The following is a 13918-nucleotide window of genomic DNA, read 5'->3' as shown; positions in this document are numbered from 1 at the left end:
CTACCCCCTACTTCTTCTCGGCACCGGCCGCGACGGCACCGGGTGCCGCGGCGTGCGGGTGGTTGAGGTCGAAGGCCGGACGCTCGGACCGGATCCGGGGCAGCGACGTGAAGTTGTGTCGCGGCGGCGGGCAGGAGGTCGCCCACTCCAGCGAGCAGCCGTAGCCCCACGGGTCGTCGACGTTGACCATCGGCGCGTTCTTCGCGGTGATGTACATGTTCCAGAAGAAGATGAGCGTCGAGGCCGCGAGCACGAACGACGAGATCGAGGAGATCTGGTTGAGCTCCGTGAAGCCGTCCCCGGGCAGGTAGTCCGCGTAACGACGCGGGAAGCCCATGGCACCCAGCCAGTGCTGGACCAGGAAAGTGCCGTGGAAGCCCAGGAAGAGCAGCCAGAAGTGGGCCTTGCCCAGCTTCTCGTTGAGCATCTTGCCGGTGAACTTGGGCCACCAGAAGTAGAAGCCCGCGAACATCGCGAACACCACGGTGCCGAACACCACGTAGTGGAAGTGCGCCACCACGAAGTAGGAGTCGGTGACGTGGAAGTCGATGGGCGGCGAAGCCAGCAGCACACCGGTCAGACCACCGAAGAGGAAGGTGACCAGGAAGCCGATCGTGAACAGCATCGGCGTCTCAAACGTGAGCTGTCCACGCCACATCGTCCCGATCCAGTTGAAGAACTTCACACCGGTGGGGACCGCGATGAGGAACGTCATAAACGAGAAGAACGGCAGGAGTACCGCGCCGGTCGGGAACATGTGGTGGGCCCACACGGTCACGGACAGACCGGCGATGGCGATGGTGGCCGCCACCAGACTCTTGTAACCGAAGATCGGCTTGCGGCTGAACACCGGCAGGATCTCCGTCGCGATACCGAAGAACGGCAGCGCGATGATGTACACCTCGGGGTGACCGAAGAACCAGAACAGGTGCTGCCAGAGGATGGCACCGCCGTGCTCGGCGTTGAAGACCTGGGTACCGACCATGCGGTCCGCGCCCAGGGCGATCAGGGCCGCGGTCAGAACCGGGAACGCGATGAGCACCAGGACACTGGTGAGCAGGGTGTTCCAGGTGAAGATCGGCATGCGGAACATCGTCATACCGGGCGCGCGCATGCACAGACCGGTGGTGATGAAGTTGACCGCACCGAGGATCGTGCCCAGACCGGAGACGATCAGGCCCAGGATCCACAGATCACCGCCCAAGCCCGGCGAGCGGACCGCGTCGGACAGCGGCGTGTAGGCGAACCAGCCGAAGCTGGCCGCGCCACCCGGGGTCAGGAACCCGCTGATGGCGATCAGGCTGCCGAACAGGAACAGATAGTAGCCGAACAGGTTGATCCTGGGGAAGGCCACATCGGGGGCGCCGATCTGCAACGGCATGAGGATGTTCGAGAACCCGACGAACAGCGGGGTCGCGAACATCAGCAGCATGATCGTGCCGTGCATCGTGAACAGCTGGTTGAACTGCTCGTTGGACATGAACTGCATGCCCGGCGAGAACAGCTCCAGCCGCATCAGGAGCGCCAGCACGCCGCCGAAGAGAAAGAAGGCGAAGGAGGTGATCAGGTACATGTACCCGATGACCTTGTGGTCGGTCGACGTCATCCAACTGACGATGATCGACCCTTTGCTTGACGGTGTCTGACCGTCAGTGCGGGGTTCGGTTGCCGTCGTGGTCATCTACTCGTCATTCTCCTCGGACTCGGTCGCCTCTGCGTCCTCGTCCTCAGCGTCGGTGTCGGCGCCGGCGTCCTCCGCGGCCTCAGCCTCAGCGGCCTCGGCAGCCGCGGCGGCCTCAGCCTCAGAGGTCTCGGCGGCTTCCTCGGCATTGGACTGCTGCTCAGCGGCCCAGGCGTCGTACTCGTCCTGCGGCAGGACCTCGACGTTGAAGAGCATGCGAGTGTGGTCCACACCGCACAGCTCGGCGCAACGGCCGACGTAGTCGCCCGCGGTGCCCTCCTTGACGTTCGCCTGGAAGGCGTTGTCACGGCCCGGGACGACGTCCATCTTGAAGCCGAACGCCGGGATCCAGAACGAGTGGATCACGTCGGGCGAGTAGAGGTCGAAGTGAACGATGGCGCCCTCGGGAAGAACGAGGGTCGTCTGGGTCTCGGGGTCAGCGGTGCCGTCCGGGTTGGGGATACCGACCTCGGAGAAGAGCACCTCCCCGCCGTTCTCCTTGGTGTCGTCCATGTAGTTGAACTGCCAGGCCCATTGGAAGGCCACGACCTCTACATGGACGTCCGCGGGCTCTTCTGTGTCGAGCAGGTAAGCCTGGTCTCGCGCGGTGAAGAAGAAGAGCACCGAGATGACGACGATCGGCAGAACGGTGTACAGCGCTTCGATGGGCATGTTGTACCGCACCTGCGGCGGCAACTGCTCAGAGCGCTTGCGGTGGAAGAGGATTGTCCAGATGAACAGTCCCCACACGAGAATGCCGACCGCGAAAGCCGCCACCCACGAGCCCTGCCAGAGCGAGAGAACACGCTCGGCCTGCTCGGTGATCGGCTCCGGCATGCCCAAACGAGTGAGATCGTTCGACGCGCAGCCGGTCGCGGCCAGCCCCAGCACGGCGAGCGCGGCGCCGCGTGGTGCCCATCGGCGCAGAGTTGAGCGCCGATTTTTTTGGCGGGTCGGACTCACGGATTGCCTTCCCAGCGGTGAAGCCCGTGGATCCTCCACGGGCGGCCTAAGTATCCAAAGCTTGTCAGGGGGAAACATTATCGCGAACCGCCCAGCGTGCCGTTCATGGGCTTGCCTGGTCAGCGTGTTGCCAGGCGCGCCCTCTGACGGAACGCGCGGTGGTCTCACAGAGCCGGGCCAGGTCGCCCGCGAGGGATGTCCTCCCGGCTGGCTACGAGGCGCGGCCCGGCGCTCCCCCGGGCCTTCGTTCACGCCCGTGCACATCCCCACCCGAGGTGGTGGTGTGCACGGTCGCGGCACGAGACTAAGGCGAGCGTATCGCTGGGTTTACGACACCCTTAACCGGGTGCGCCTTTTGGCGCGCACCGGGTCAAGATTGGGACACAGGACGACAACCAACGGGGGTGGACGTGCCCGAGCGACCGACTTCGCAACAGCCTCTGGTCACCGTGGAGGCGGTGGGCCGCAAGTGCCCGATTCCGATCATCATGCTGGCCGCCCGATTGCACGAAGTGCCCATCGGAGCGGTCATCGCGGTCACCGCGGACGATCCCGCGGCGAGCGCGGACCTACCGTCCTGGTGCCGGATGAAGATGCACGAGTTCGTCGCCGAGCGACCCTTGGCACGAGGTAGCGAGTTTCACATTCGGAGGATGTACTGACCCCCGGCGAGCCTTTCGGGGCACGATCCGGATTTTCGGTTCCGTTGCGATAACGATTCGCGCCAGCCGGTTTTCTGGGAGTGGCGCGAAGCACGCGTTTCCCCGCCCGCCGCCTCGGGGAGGCGCCGGGCAAAGCGAAGGCCGCGCGGACACGGGGTCCGCGCGGCCTGGCCCGCGGGCACGGCACCACCTGGGGTGGAGCCGCTGCGCGGGAGGTGCTTAGCGAGCGTAGAACTCGACGACGAGCTGCTCGTCGAAGGGCACCGGGATCTGCTCGCGCTTGGGGCGGTCGATGACCGCGACGCGCAGGTCCTTGTGGCTGACGGCGAGGTAGCCGGCGATCTTGTCGTCGGCGTGAACGCCCTCAGCAGCCTCGACGAACGGGACCATCGAGCGGGACTTCTCCCGAACGCTGATGATCTGGCCCGGCTTGACCTGGTACGACGGGATGTCGACCTTCTTGCCGTCCACGGTGATGTGGCCGTGGTTGATGAACTGACGCGCGGCGTAGATCGAGGCGGCCAGACCGGCGCGCAGCACGACCGTGGCCAGACGCAGCTCGAGCTCGCCGAGCATCTCCTCGCCGGTACGGCCGGGACGCTTCTTGGCGTTCTCGTAGATCCTGACCAGCTGCTTCTCGGTCAGGTCGTAGTACCAGCGCACCTTCTGCTTCTCCGCCATACGAACGGCGTAGTCGCTGCTGTTGCGGCGGACGCGACGACCGTGCTCGCCGGGCGGGTACGGACGCTTCTCGAAGTAGCTGACCGCCTTACGGGTCAGCGGGGTGCCGGCGCGCCGGGACAACCGCACCTTCGGTCCGGTGTAGCGCATGCAAAGTCCTTTCAGGGTGAATCAGGGAATCCCAGGTAAGGCTTGCCTAGATCTGGGAGGCGCTCAGGGCGCCCGAGCCCCGGTGTCCCGCGGTGCGGGTCGGAAGCGGGTTCCCCACCGTCGCGCGTGACCCGGCGCGAACGGCTTGGGCGAATGACCCGGCACGCGTTTCAACGCACCGAGCGGGCACGGGAAAGCCCCGTGCGGGTCACGACCATCCACTTTACGGGCTCGGAGACACCGCCCCGACCAGAAGCCGCGTTTTTCCGGTCGGGGCGGGTGCGGGTCACACGCCGACAGGGGGTCGGCGGGAGCACCCCGGTCCCACGAGGACCCGGGTCACACGAAGGGCTTGACCTCGGCGGCTGCCTCGGCTCCGTAGGAACGCTCCAGGCGCTCCAGCAGGGAGGCACCGGTGAGCGTGTACTCCTGCGGGCCGTCGGCCTCCAGGCAGTGGACGGCGGTGGCGTTTCCGACCTGGGCGGCGCGCTCCAGGGACAGGCCCCAGGAGTGGGCGGACAGGAACCCGGCGCGGAAGGCGTCGCCCATGCCGGTGGGGTCGACGAGCTCGTCGACGGCGGCGGAGGGTACGTGGATGCTCGGCTCGCCCTGGCGGTCGATCCGCGCGCCCTTGGCACCCAGGGTGGTGATCCGGGTGCCGACCTTGGCCAGGATCTCGGCGTCGGACCAACCGGTCTTCTGCTCGGCCAGGGCCTTCTCGTACTCGTTGCTGAACAAGAAGGCGGCGCCCTCGATGAGCGTGCGCACCTCCGGGCCGTCCATGCGGGCCAGCTGCTGGGAGGGGTCAGCCGCGAAGGGGATGGAACGCGTACGGCACTCCTCGCTGTGGCGGACCATGGCGGCCGGGTCGTCGGCGCCGATCAGGACGAGGTCGAGACCGCCCAGGCGGTCGGCGATCGGCTGGAGCTCGATGTTGCGGGCCTCGGCCATCGCACCGGTGTAGAAGGAGGCGATCTGGTTCTGGTCCCGGTCCGTGGTGCAGATGAACCGGGCCGTGTGGCGCAGCTCGGAGATGTGCACGGCCGAGGTGTCGACGCCGTGGCGGTCCAGCCAGGCGCGGTACTCCTCGAAGTCGGCACCGGCCGCACCGACCATGACCGGGTTGAGGCCGAAGCCGCCCATGCCGAAGCAGATGTTGGCCGCGACGCCGCCGCGGCGCACGTCCAGCTCGTCGATGAGGAAGGAGAGGGACAACTGCTGGATCTGCTCGGGGATGATCTGCTCGGCGAACCGACCCTCGAAGGTCATCAGGTGGTCGGTAGCGATGGATCCGGCAACCGCGATACGCACGGGACGTGGGCTCCTTGTTGGGGAAGTGGTTCGCTCGGAGACGAGCTGAGCGAGCTGGTGCGGGCATGCCGAGGACGTGCCCGTTCGGACCTGCCAAGGGTACCCAGAGTGCCGGACCGCTACACAGGTGGGCGGACGCCCGATCCCGCACGGGCGGAAAAAGCAGGGGGGAGGGTGGACGCCTCGGGTGCGTCCGCCCTCCCCCCGGTAGCTCCGAGAGCCTTCAGGTGCCCCTAGTTGAAGGAGTCACCGCAGGCGCAGGAACCGGTGGCGTTGGGGTTGTCGATGGTGAACCCCTGCTTCTCGATCGTGTCCACGAAGTCGATGCTCGCACCGATGAGGTAGGCGGCGCTGCGGCGGTCGGTGACGACCTCGACACCGTCGAAGTCGGCGACGACGTCACCGTCGAGGTCGCGCTCGTCGAAGTAGAGCTGGTAACGCAGCCCCGAGCAACCACCGGGCTGGACGCCTACACGCAGGCGCAGGTCATCGCGGCCCTCCTGGTCAAGGAGCGCCCGAACCTTGTCGGCCGCACCCTCGGTGAGGATGACTCCCTGCGCGGTGGCTTCGCTCTGAACCGTCATGTTGTAAAGCTCCTCTTGAAAGGGGTTGCGGCCGTCTGGCGACCCCGGTCGCGTACCGGATCTGCCCCGCCGGGGCGGGTCCAGTCCTCTTCAACGGGTCCCAACGCCGGAAGCCTGTGTGGCATTCCGCCGTGTGGCCGCTGTGTTCGCCCTGCCGCCTCGTCCGCACGGTGCACGTGTGGCCTCGGCGACGCACGGGTGTGCTCGTACCTCCAAGGGTAATTTGTCCGGGGCCCGGATGCCATCTCCGCAGGTCCCGCAGATCGAAGGACGGAGGGGTTCCGGCCCCGGAACCCGGGTGCACCGGCCGGTTTCACAGGCCCGGGGCGCCGTAGACCGGGAACCAGCGGGAACGGTCCTTCTCCATCGGGAGGTCGTCCCCGATCGCCGCCTCCACCTGGAGTTCCAGCGCGTTGTCCCGCTGCTTGCCGCTCTTGGGCGCGAAGGGGTAGAAGGTCCCGCGCTTGTACAGGTAGACCAGGCCGACCGAGCGGCCCCCGGTGTCGGTGAAACCCACCAGGGAGCACAGCAGGGAGGGGCCGTAGCCGTTGGCTTCCAAGGTGGAATTGACCGCGTGCAGGTCGGTGACGAGCCCGGTGATGTCGGTGTCCACGAGCTCGCCGCCGGACTCCCCTTCGGCCGTCTGGGAGCCGCGCACGACCAGCCAGGTATAGCCGTAGTCGTCGGTGCTCTGCTCGACCGGCGGTCCGTCTCCGGCGTTGAGCAGCGCGGTGACGTCGCGCTCGATGTCGGCGAAGGCGGCGCCCTCGGCAGCGCGAAAGGCCACCGACCCCGAACCGGTGGGGGTCAGGCCAACCCCGGCCCGCAGGGTGAGCGCAGCCGAGGGCAGGCCAAAGAGCGCGTCGAGGTCGGGCTTGACCGGTGCGGACCGGCCGAGCAGGGCGCGCCAGAAACTCATGCTGGTGGGTTCCCCTCGTGGGTGGTCTCGTGGGCGGCGTCGTCAGTGGCGTGCCCGGCCCAGAGTGGTCGGGCACGGTGTGGTCAGGCCCCGCGGCCGAGCTGGCGGGAGATGTCGGAGAGCTGGGCCAGGCGCTGCTCCACCGGCGGGTGGGTGGCGATCAACTGGTTCATGCTGAAGCCCTTCTTGGCGAAGGCAGGGGCAAAGAAGAAGGCGTTGAACGGCTCGACCTGGCGCAGGTCGCGGGTGGGGATGCGGGCCATGTCCCCGGTGATCTTGGACAGGGCGCTACCCAGCATGGAGGGGCGGCCGGTCAGGTAGGCAGCGGCGCGGTCCGCGGCGAGCTCGCGGTAGCGGGACAGGGCCCGGGTGAGCAGGAAGCTCAGCACCCAGGCCACGGCGCTGACCACGACGACCAGGAGGGCGATGACCGCCGGGGCCGGGCCGCTGTTGTTGCCGCGGTTTCCGCCCGCCCCGGCGAACATGGCGAAGCGCAGTCCGGCCTGAGTGAGGAAGCCCGCGACGATACCGAGGAACCCGGCGATGGTCATCACCATGACGTCGCGGTGGGCGATGTGCGAGAGCTCGTGGGCGACGACCGCCTCCAGCTCGGGCCCGTCCAGGCGGCGCATCAGCCCGGTGGTCACGCAGATGACCGCGGACTTCTCGCTGTGTCCGGTGGCGAAGGCGTTGGGGACGTCGGTGTCGGCGATCCCCACTCGCGGTTTGGCCATGTCGGCCATCGCGCACAGGCGGTCGACCATGGCGTGCAGGTCCGGGGCCTGCTGGGGGCTGACCTCCTTGGCGCCCATGGCGAACATGGCGATCTTGTCGGAGGAGAAGTACGAGAAGGCAGCGAAGGCCGCGACCAGGATCAGCACCAGCCAGATGTTGAGCCCGGCCAGGACCAGACCCACCACGAAGGCGACGTAGACCAGGAAGAGAAGGACCATGGTCATGACCATCCGGGCCGTCAGCCCCCGGTCTGGACGGAACTTCGAACCTGCCACGCCGTTTCCTTCCCCCTGCGGATGTTCGGAGTGTAGTTCGGGCAGGTGAGAAACGGGTTAAAGCGGGCCGCCGCGTGTTCCCTGATTCGGGTGAAGCGGGCCACAGGATCCGCGGTGGCCGGACCTGGACATGACACACCGCGGCCGCCGTGACACGGGGTCACGGCGGCCGCGGTGGAAAACGCGCACGCAGGCACCGAGCGTGGCCGGACGTGTTCCCCGATAGCTGCCCGCTGGTGGGAACACGTCTGCTTCGGGGGCTCACCCGGACGGCGGTGGGACCGGTTGGGAGGGTCCCCTAGCCCGGGATGAGTCCGTCGTCCTGCAGCATCTCGCGTACCTCGTCCATGCTGGCGTCAGCGTGGGGGAGGATGAACTGCGAAGGCTCCAGGGAGTCGGGCGGCAGCGGCTTGCTGTCCTGCCGCACCTTCTCCAGGAGGTCGTGCAGGGCCGTGCGGAAGGTGGCTTCGTCACCGGACTCGATCGCCGCTTCCAGAGCGGCGTCGAACTCGTTGAGCAGCTCCAGGTCGGCTTCGGTGAGGTCCACCTGACCCTCACCCATGATGCGAACGATCACGAGCCCTCCCGGTTCCCGGCACCGTTGCCGCCCTCGATCTGCGGCGTGGCGCTGCCGCCGTTGCCGCCGCCCAGCTCAAGCTTCATGCGCTCGAGCTCGGCGTCGACCCCGGTCGTGCTCGCCAGCTGGTCGAGCTCGTGCTGGATGTCGTCGCGCGGGCCGCTGCCCGTGACGTCGTCCAGCGCGCCGGAGGCCAGGAGCTCGTCCACCGCGCCGGCGCGGGCCTGCATCTCGGCGGTCTTGTCCTCCGCCCGCTGCACGGCCATGCCGACGTCGCCCATCTCCTCGGAGATGCCGGAGAAGGCCTCGCTGATCTGCGTCTGGGCCTGGGCGGCGGTGTAGGTCGCCTTGATGGTCTCCTTGCGCGTGCGGAAGGCGTCGACCTTCGCCTGCAGGCGCTGGGCGGCCATCGTGAGCTTCTGCTCTTCGCCCTGGAGGTTGGCGTGCTGCTCGCGCAGGCCCTCGATCTGGCTGGTGAGACCGGAGCGACGGGTGAGGGCCTCGCGAGCGAGGTCCTCACGACCCTGGGTCAGGGCCGCCCGGCTCTGGTTCTCCAGCTTGCCGGACTGCTGCTCGAGCTGCTGGATCTGGAGCTCGACCCGCTTACGGGAGGTCGCGACGTCAGCGACACCGCGACGAACCTTCTGCAGGAGTTCGAGCTGTTTCTGGTACGAGTAGTCGAGGGTTTCCCTGGGGTCCTCGACAGAGTCCAGGGCCTTGTTGGCCTTGGACTTGAAGATCATCGAAAGTCGCTGAAACACGCTCATCGGCGTGGCCGTCCCCTTCTCGGTGCGTACATCGGCTGTTCCCAGCGGGCGCTTTGCCCAACCCTACGCGGTCTGGCCCGCGGTCGCCATAAAGCTATGACCGGCTACCCTGAGGGTGTGTTCCGACGTCGCTCCGCTTCCGCAGCCCCGGATTCGAACTCTGCCGAATCCGCCAGCCCTGAGGCCACTGAGGCCACCCAACCTAAGGGATATACCCCGAAGAAGGGTGTGCCCACCCCTAAGCGCAGGGAATCCGAAACCGCCCCGCGCCGACCGGTGAAGGCCCCTGAGACCCGTAAGGAGGCCTACCGCGCCTACCGGGATCGTCTCGAACGTCAACGCGGCACGACCGCCCGGCGTTCCGGTGCTCCCAAGGGCGACGAGAAGTACTTCCGTCAGCAGGACCTCGGGAAGGCCCGCGCCTTCGCCCGCGACTTCATCGACTCGCGTCGCAGCGCCAGTGAGTTCTTCCTGCCGTTCTCGATCCTGATCATCGCGCTGCTGTTCATCAACAACCCGCTCTTCCAGGTGGGTGTGGCCTACGTCCTGTGGCCCCTGATGATGGTCACGATCATCGCCGAGGGCGTCATGGTCGGCCGCACGGTCAAGCGCCGGGCCATGGAGTACTTCCCCGACGACCCCGCGATCAAGGGCATCGGCATGTACGCCGCGATGCGCCAGCTGCAGTTCCGGCGCCTGCGTCTGCCCAAGCCCCGCGTCAAGGTCGGCGAGGACCCCACCCCGAACAGCGCCCGCTGAACGGCGAGCCGTCCCACCACATCCCCATCCCGTCCGACGTGAGCAGGGCCGGTGCGCGCACCGGCCCTTCACTTCGTGTGCCGCCCCGCTCTATGGGAGCGTTCCCGACAACCGGCGGCCGGGTCTCGGCAACGGTGGCGCCGACCACTAGAGTTCCCCCATGGAATTTCGGCATCTAGGCAACAGCGGTCTCATCATCAGTGAGATCGCCTACGGGAACTGGATCACCCACGGCTCCCAGGTCGAGGAGGACACCGCCGCCTCCTGCGTCCGCGCCGCACTCGACGCGGGCGTCACCACCTTCGACACCGCGGACGTCTACGCCCAGGGCAAGGCCGAGGAGGTCATGGGTCGCGCGCTGAAGGGCGAGCGCCGCGACGGCCTGGAGATCTTTTCCAAGGTCTACTGGCCCATGGGCCCGGGCAAGAACGACAAGGGCCTGTCCCGTAAGCACATCATCCGAGGCTGCGAGGACTCCCTTCGCCGTATCGGAACTGACTACCTGGACCTGTACCAGGCGCACCGGTTCGACTACACCACCCCGTTGGAAGAGACCATGCGGGCCTTCGAGGACCTGGTCCGCCAGGGCAAGGCCCTCTACATCGGCGTCTCCGAGTGGCGCGCCGAGGAGATCGAGCGGGCGCTCAAGATCGCCGACGAGATGGGCTTCGACCGGATCGTCTCCAGCCAGCCGCAGTACAACATGATCTGGCGGGTCATCGAGTCCGAGGTCGTCCCGCTCTCCGAGCGCGAGGGCATCGGCCAGATCGTCTGGTCCCCCATCGCAGGCGGCATTCTCACCGGCAAGTACAAGCCGGGCCAGGAGCTCCCCGCGGGTTCGCGCGCCAGCGACCCCAAGAGCGAGAAGTTCCTCGCCGACAAGGTCTCCGACCAGACCCTGCTGGAGCGGGTGCAGCAGCTGGAGCCGCTGGCCGCCGAGGCCGGACTGACCCTGTCGCAGCTGTCCGTGGCGTGGGTGCTGCAGAACCCGAACGTGTCCGCCGCCATCATCGGCGCCTCCCGTCCCGAGCAGGTCGAGAGCAACGTCGAGGCGGCCGGGGTCAAGCTCGACGCCGGGCTCATGGCCCGGATCGACGAGGTCCTGGGCGACAGCGTCGAGCGCGACCCGGCGCTCACCAAGAGCCCGGAGAACATCCGCGGCTGACGCGCAGAGCATCGAAGGTGAGGGCCCGGCGGCCGTACGGACCGCCGGGCCCTCACCCGTCCCGGCCGACACGGTGAGCGCCGCCCCCGGGACCGGAAGGGCAACCTCGGCCGCACCCGCGGACAGGCGCGGCGCAGGGGTGGCCTACTCGGCCGCGAGGGGCATCGTGTAGACCTCCCGGTCCTCCTCCATCAGGGCGACGCTGCCCACGCCGCCCTCCGCGAGTTCGGCCCAGTTCTCGCCCAGCCAGCTCTCGGCGTCGCCGCGCGACGTGAACGACTCGGTCGGCAGCTCCTCCGTCTCGGCCCGGGCCCCGCCCGCCTCGAGATACCGCCACGTCCACGTCATGTTCGACCACCCTTCGTCGCCGGTTCCACGGTGGGTGCACCGCGATCCTGTGCCGAGCTTAACCAAGGCTCACCAGTTTCCTTAGTGATCCCTCATTCTCCTCAGTTCTGCTCCGGGTGGCCTGGATGCGCTGACCAGTGGGTTTGACTGAAACCCCCACCCTTGGTCACTCCCTCGTGCCATGATTCGAACATGTCCACCCCTTCCCAGCCCACGACCGACCCCTTTCCAGAGCAGGCGGCCACCCCGGCCGCGCGCCCCGGCCAGGGCGTGCCGCTCCGGGCCGTGCGGGGTGGCGGCCGGTGAGCCGCAAGATCCCGCTCGCCCAGGGTGAGACCTCCCGCACCGCGTGCGCCCCAATGGTGCTGCGAACCGGGGTGGACGAGAAAACCGGCGAGCTCCTGTTGGCGCCTGTGCTGGCCGAGCGGGTGGGCTGGGCCGCCGACCTGGTGGCCCAGATGACCGGCGCGCTGCTGGTTGCACACTGGAACACCACCGACGTGGACACCCTGGCTGCCGGGGCCGATGCCGGGGGCCGCAAGCTCCCCTCGAACGCGTGGATGGCGCTGCGCCGCTTGGGCTGGACCACCGCACCGCCCCAGGGGGTGAGGGTCAACGACCGGATCGTGCGCATGGCCCAGGAGACGGCCGGGCGTGCTCTGCGGTCGGTGAAGTGGCGCGCTGACGTGGTCGCCGGAACCCTGGCCACCTGGCCCGCTGATCCCAAGAAGCGCACCAGCCAGGAGTGGGAAGCGGTACGTGCCGCGATCCCGGGCGGTGAACACCTGCCCTCCAGCGTGATCCGCTCCCGCACCCGGCAGATCGCCGCCTTCGAGCGTAAGAACGACCGTCTCCCGGCTGATGTGTTCGAGCTGGAACCGAAGCCGGGTATGGCGCGGATGCTGGTGCTGGCAGCGTGCGACGCCCAGCAGGCCACCATCGAACGTTCCGACGACGGGCGGCGTGCGCTGTTGCGGTTGCAGCTGCCCACCCGTCCCGATCCGGTCTCCTACCGGGACTGGACGTGGGTGGCCTGCCCCCTGAACCTGCCGCCCACCATCGGGGCCGATGCGCTCCTGCACCTGCCCACCCTGCGCCCACAAGGCGGGCGGGTAAGTATTGATCTGGCCTACACCCACGCCGTCCCCAAGACCAAGCGCACCGGGCACACTGTCGCGTTGGGTGTGGACTGGGGGCTGAACACCCTACTGTCGGCGGGGGCTGCCCGCCTGGGCGAGGACGGCCGTATCATCGCGCTGGGGGCCGGGGCGATGTTCCGGGCCGGGGGTGTGCTGGCCAAGCAGCACCGGCTACGCCGCCAGAGCGAGTACCTGCACGCCAAGGCCGAGCACTACCAGCGGCTCATCCGTCAAGACGCCGATCATCCGCTGTCCGGCAAACACCAGGTGCTGCGGGAGGAGTTCCGGCAGGTGGCCGAGCGCCGGTCCAACCTCAACCAGGCTCTGGCCGCTTCGGCCGCCCGCTGGGCGGTGGACCAAGCCATCGCGGCCGGGGCCACGGTCATCTACCTGGAAGACCTGCGCTCGATGGAAGCGGGCGGCATGGGTCGCACGCACAACACGCGCCTGTCCCAGACCGTGCGCGGGCGCATCGCTGAGCGGATGCGGCACCTGGCCGCCGAGGTCGGCATCGCCGTGGTGAGCGTCCCGGCGAAGAACACCTCCAAGCACTGCCCCCGCTGCCTGGTCCCACTCAGGCACCGCAAGGCCCCCGACCGGCCCACCACACCCGGGTGGAAATGGGCCCTGTGCCCCACCCCCGGTTGCGGATGGCAGGGCGACCGCGACACCGGGGCCTGGCAGCGCATCGCCGCACGCGGCCTCACCCACCAGACCAAGACCGTCACCGACCGCACCACGGGCGCGATGGCCATCCGCTCGGTGGTCGACAAGCTCGAAGCCAAGGCCGTGGTCACGGCCACCGCACCCCAGACCCGCCGGGCGGACCGGTCCAAGACCGGACCAACCCGGCACCGCAGGACTCAACGCCCCGCGCCCAGGCGACGCGGGGCACCCTCCCCCGCCCGGCCCCAGGGCCGGGCGGGCCAGCGTCCGGGGGGACACGCACCAACGGACCGGACCGGGCTGCCCCGCGCGGCCCACCGGCACCAGGGCGTGAAGACGATCAGCACACCCACCACCCGGCCAACCCGGCACAGACCGGCCGGGGCGGTGCTGGGCGCGGGCTTCCACCTGCACGCCCACGCCACCCCACCGCGGTGGGCAGATCCTCCCTCAGACACCATCAGTCTTGTTGAGGATCACTAAGCAGATCAGAGACGCTTGGCTCGCGATGCTGTTTACTTTTTGGGTGCGTATCC

The 13918-nt window shown here is 68.2% G+C and carries 14 protein-coding genes; 4 read left to right on the top strand and 10 right to left on the bottom strand.

Annotation, left to right across the window (positions count from 1 at the left end; genetic code table 11):
- Positions 1-7: 7 nt before the first annotated feature.
- Positions 8-1681 (bottom strand): aa3-type cytochrome oxidase subunit I, encoded by a 1674-nt coding sequence (ctaD, locus tag D457_RS0116005; RefSeq protein WP_017581683.1) that lies wholly within the window; start codon positions 1679-1681, stop codon positions 8-10.
- Entirely contained in the window at positions 1682-2644 is a 963-nt protein-coding gene (gene ctaC / locus D457_RS0116000) for an aa3-type cytochrome oxidase subunit II (protein WP_449406551.1), read from the bottom strand.
- 404 nt (positions 2645-3048) lie between these two features.
- On the opposite strand from ctaC, the gene D457_RS0115995 reads away from it, so the two are divergent.
- Complete coding sequence (locus D457_RS0115995; RefSeq protein ID WP_017581681.1) at positions 3049-3306, top strand: sulfurtransferase TusA family protein; 258 nt, start codon at positions 3049-3051, stop codon at positions 3304-3306.
- 219 nt (positions 3307-3525) lie between these two features.
- Here the strand turns inward: D457_RS0115995 and rpsD are convergent, their stop codons facing one another.
- From rpsD to D457_RS0115960, 7 genes are all read right to left on the bottom strand, one after another.
- Positions 3526-4137 (bottom strand): 30S ribosomal protein S4, encoded by a 612-nt coding sequence (rpsD, locus tag D457_RS0115990; protein WP_017581680.1) that lies wholly within the window; start codon positions 4135-4137, stop codon positions 3526-3528.
- A 339-nt stretch (positions 4138-4476) separates the two neighbouring features.
- Positions 4477-5448: a carbohydrate kinase family protein gene (locus D457_RS0115985; RefSeq protein WP_017581679.1), complete on the bottom strand. Its 972-nt coding sequence runs from the start codon at positions 5446-5448 to the stop codon at positions 4477-4479.
- Positions 5449-5681: 233 nt separating this feature from the next.
- Entirely contained in the window at positions 5682-6032 is a 351-nt protein-coding gene (locus D457_RS0115980) for a HesB/IscA family protein (protein ID WP_017581678.1), read from the bottom strand.
- A gap of 313 nt (positions 6033-6345) precedes the next feature.
- Positions 6346-6951 carry a PspA-associated protein PspAB gene (pspAB, locus tag D457_RS0115975; protein WP_017581677.1) on the bottom strand — a complete coding sequence of 202 codons (606 nt, stop codon included), beginning with the start codon at positions 6949-6951 and terminating at the stop codon, positions 6346-6348.
- Between the two features lie 83 nt (positions 6952-7034).
- A complete protein-coding gene (gene htpX / locus D457_RS0115970; RefSeq protein WP_026116695.1) occupies positions 7035-7961 on the bottom strand; it encodes a zinc metalloprotease HtpX in 927 nt (308 codons plus the stop codon).
- A 298-nt stretch (positions 7962-8259) separates the two neighbouring features.
- Complete coding sequence (pspAA, locus tag D457_RS0115965; protein WP_017581675.1) at positions 8260-8538, bottom strand: PspA-associated protein PspAA; 279 nt, start codon at positions 8536-8538, stop codon at positions 8260-8262.
- Positions 8535-9305, bottom strand: a complete 771-nt coding sequence (locus D457_RS0115960) for a PspA/IM30 family protein (protein ID WP_017581674.1) — start codon at positions 9303-9305, stop codon at positions 8535-8537. Before D457_RS0115960 ends, pspAA begins: the two co-directional genes overlap by 4 nt.
- A 96-nt stretch (positions 9306-9401) precedes the next feature.
- Here D457_RS0115960 and D457_RS0115955 point away from each other — a divergent pair, with 96 nt between their 5' ends.
- Both D457_RS0115955 and D457_RS0115950 read left to right on the top strand, forming a co-directional pair.
- Positions 9402-10064, top strand: a complete 663-nt coding sequence (locus D457_RS0115955) for a DUF3043 domain-containing protein (protein ID WP_026116693.1) — start codon at positions 9402-9404, stop codon at positions 10062-10064.
- A gap of 160 nt (positions 10065-10224) precedes the next feature.
- Positions 10225-11229 carry an aldo/keto reductase family protein gene (locus D457_RS0115950; protein WP_017581672.1) on the top strand — a complete coding sequence of 335 codons (1005 nt, stop codon included), beginning with the start codon at positions 10225-10227 and terminating at the stop codon, positions 11227-11229.
- Between the two features lie 144 nt (positions 11230-11373).
- On the opposite strand, the gene D457_RS0115945 is transcribed toward D457_RS0115950, so the two are convergent.
- Positions 11374-11577: a hypothetical protein gene (locus D457_RS0115945; protein ID WP_017581671.1), complete on the bottom strand. Its 204-nt coding sequence runs from the start codon at positions 11575-11577 to the stop codon at positions 11374-11376.
- A gap of 302 nt (positions 11578-11879) precedes the next feature.
- Between D457_RS0115945 and D457_RS0115940 the strand changes: the two genes are divergently transcribed.
- Positions 11880-13865 carry a zinc ribbon domain-containing protein gene (locus D457_RS0115940; protein ID WP_017581670.1) on the top strand — a complete coding sequence of 662 codons (1986 nt, stop codon included), beginning with the start codon at positions 11880-11882 and terminating at the stop codon, positions 13863-13865.
- Positions 13866-13918: the final 53 nt, after the last annotated feature.

Source organism: Nocardiopsis valliformis DSM 45023 (assembly GCF_000340985.1).
Lineage (GTDB): Bacteria > Actinomycetota > Actinomycetes > Streptosporangiales > Streptosporangiaceae > Nocardiopsis > Nocardiopsis exhalans.
This window is presented reverse-complemented; position numbering and strand designations above follow the sequence as displayed.

Excerpts from the sequence above, each read along its gene's own strand:
- pspAB (WP_017581677.1), bottom strand. The coding sequence starts at position 6,951 with ATGAGTTTCTGGCGCGCCCTGCTCGGCCGGTCCGCACCGGTCAAGCCC.
- rpsD (WP_017581680.1), bottom strand. The coding sequence starts at position 4,137 with ATGCGCTACACCGGACCGAAGGTGCGGTTGTCCCGGCGCGCCGGCACC.
- D457_RS0115955 (WP_026116693.1), top strand. The coding sequence starts at position 9,402 with ATGACCGGCTACCCTGAGGGTGTGTTCCGACGTCGCTCCGCTTCCGCA.
- D457_RS0115945 (WP_017581671.1), bottom strand. The coding sequence starts at position 11,577 with ATGACGTGGACGTGGCGGTATCTCGAGGCGGGCGGGGCCCGGGCCGAG.
- D457_RS0115980 (WP_017581678.1), bottom strand. The coding sequence starts at position 6,032 with ATGACGGTTCAGAGCGAAGCCACCGCGCAGGGAGTCATCCTCACCGAG.
- D457_RS0115960 (WP_017581674.1), bottom strand. The coding sequence starts at position 9,305 with ATGAGCGTGTTTCAGCGACTTTCGATGATCTTCAAGTCCAAGGCCAAC.
- D457_RS0115950 (WP_017581672.1), top strand. The coding sequence starts at position 10,225 with ATGGAATTTCGGCATCTAGGCAACAGCGGTCTCATCATCAGTGAGATC.
- ctaD (WP_017581683.1), bottom strand. The coding sequence starts at position 1,681 with ATGACCACGACGGCAACCGAACCCCGCACTGACGGTCAGACACCGTCA.